The sequence below is a fragment of the Synechococcus sp. R6-7 genome, assembly GCF_047461695.1.
Lineage (GTDB): Bacteria > Cyanobacteriota > Cyanobacteriia > Thermostichales > Thermostichaceae > Thermostichus.
Genome location: NZ_JANSHS010000286.1, coordinates 1 through 2163, shown reverse-complemented (window position 1 = coordinate 2163; position 2163 = coordinate 1). Strand labels below are relative to the sequence as shown.

Annotated in this window: 3 protein-coding genes; all 3 read left to right on the top strand. The window is 59.7% G+C overall.

Going from position 1 to position 2163, the window contains the following annotated elements; all coding sequences use genetic code 11:
- A partial coding sequence (locus NW815_RS08855; protein ID WP_414415917.1) for a TIGR03985 family CRISPR-associated protein occupies positions 1–816 on the top strand: 816 nt, incomplete at its 5' end.
- Complete coding sequence (cas1, locus tag NW815_RS08850) at positions 813–1838, top strand: CRISPR-associated endonuclease Cas1 (RefSeq protein ID WP_414344134.1); 1026 nt, start codon at positions 813–815, stop codon at positions 1836–1838. The genes NW815_RS08855 and cas1, both read left to right, overlap by 4 nt.
- Positions 1838–2116, top strand: a complete 279-nt coding sequence (cas2, locus tag NW815_RS08845) for a CRISPR-associated endonuclease Cas2 (RefSeq protein ID WP_414331218.1) — start codon at positions 1838–1840, stop codon at positions 2114–2116. The genes cas1 and cas2 overlap by 1 nt, the downstream gene beginning before the upstream one ends.
- The last annotated feature ends 47 nt before the right edge of the window (positions 2117–2163 follow it).

The window sequence follows — 2163 nt, the reverse complement described above, 5'->3', positions numbered from 1 at the left end:
CGCGAAAGGACTCCGTCCCGCTGGCGCGATCAGCACTCGCAGCGGCGGCTTTTTGTCTGGTTTGAGTACATCCTCTCAGACGAACAGCAAGAACGGGTGGATGAATATCAAAGCCAGCTAGAAGCCCTTTGGGCCAACCCAGAAGCAGGGGTGATCGGTTTTGACTACGCCACCCGCCAACATGGGATCCGACACGTTCTCACTTACCCAGTCTGTTTGTTCTATGCCCGCCGCGCCAAGTATTTGGCAGCCTTTGGCCAGCTCCCCACCCCCGAAGGATCCCTGGGCTGGCACAATTTTCGGCTGGATCGGATCCAGTCTGAGCGCCTGGCGGTGATCCCCTGGGGCGATCCTTCTATCCCGGCAGAGCTGGCAATCCGCAAACGGCAAAAGAAGCTGCCCAGCCCAGAGGAAGTCCAAGCAGCATGGGAAGAGGCCTGGGGATCCGATTTTTACCTGCCCAAGGCATTGTTGATCCTTCGATTTTCCCCGGAGTTTGCCCGTCGCTATGTGGAAAGCACAGTGCGACATCCCACCTTCCAGCCCATTGCCTACAAGCGGATCCCGGCTTTGGTGCAGCAGGCAGTGGCGGATGCGCGGGAGCGCGAACAGATTTTGAACATTGTCCGGCAAAGGCCGGCCAGCGACCGCTATTTTCGGGCCTGGGTGCGGGTGGGAGATACCAATTTCACCATGCGTTTGCGCGACTGGCGGCCCAACGGCGAGGTCATCGCTCCCCCGGCCTACCGGGAACAGATGGCTCGGGAAGCCCAGGCAGAGCTGCAGTTTTATCGCCCCGACCTGAAGCTTTCTTGACCTTCCTGCCCATGACCACCCTCTACCTAACCGAGCCGGGGACTGTGGTTCACTGCCAAAACCAAACCCTGCTCATTCGCCGCCGTGGTCAAGAGCAGCTTTGCCGCCTTGCGGAGGTGGAGCTGGTGGTGGTGTTGCCCGGGATCCAATTGACCAGCGCAGCTTTGGCCCAACTGCTGGATCGAGGCATCGAAACCATTTTTTTGCGTGCGGATGGCGGTTTTCGCGGTCGCCTGCAGGGATCCTTCTCCACCAACTCTGAGATCCGTCTGGCCCAGTATCAGCGGGCCTACTCCCCCTGGGGGCTGAGGTGGGCCAAGGTGATTGTGCGCGGCAAGATTCGCAACCAACGGGCAATTCTACAACTGCACAACCGGGCTACCCGCGGCCAAATTGCCCCCTTACAGGAGGGTATTGATGTTATCGCCGCCTACCTGCAACAGTTGGATCGCTCCACCACTCCTCCGGATCGAGAAGCGCTGATGGGCCTGGAGGGCATTTGCGCCCGCACCTACTACCAATCCCTGCAACATTGCTTTCCGCCTGAGTGGAACTTCACTGGCCGCAACCGACAGCCGCCGCTCGACCCGATCAACGCTCTGCTCAGTTGGGGCTACGGGGTGCTGCTGGCCCGCGTGTTCTCGGCAGTGGTGATGGCCGGGTTGGATCCCTATCTCGGCTTTTTCCACGCCAACTTGCCCTACCGCCCCAACCTGGTGCTGGACATGATGGAGGAGTTTCGACCCTTGGTGGTGGATTGGGCTGTGCTCCAGCTTGTCAAGGCTGGCCTGCTCACGCCGGAAGACTTTGAGCCGTCGCCGGATGGGACAGGCATATGGCTGGGATCCCTGGCCAAAAAACTGTTTTTGGGAGAGCTGGAACGCCGCTTCCGCGAGCCATTGCTCTATCCTCCCCAATCTCGCCGCCTGCCCCTCAGTCAAATTGTGCTGGAGCAAGCCCGCCGGCTGAGCCGTTGCCTGGTGAGCGGTGACCTAGACTATGAGCCCATAGAGCTGCGCTGATGCTGTGGTTGGTTTGCTACGACGTGGTGGACGATAAGCGGCGACAACAGTTGGCCAAGCAGTTGGAACAGTGTTGCCAGCGGGTGCAATACTCCGTGTTCGAATGCCCACTGGACACTGCAGAGTTGGAAAACAAGCTGGAACAGTCGTGGTTGCCCCTGCTGAATCTCAAGGAAGACAGTCTGCGGGCCTACCCTTTGGATGCCGCGGCCAAGAAGCAGGCCAAAGTCTTCGGGGGGCCTCCCCCCTATGAGCCGCCGGACTACCTGATCTTCTGAGGCTCTCCACCGGGCCGAAATTGTAAAGTTTTGTGCGCGATCTGTCG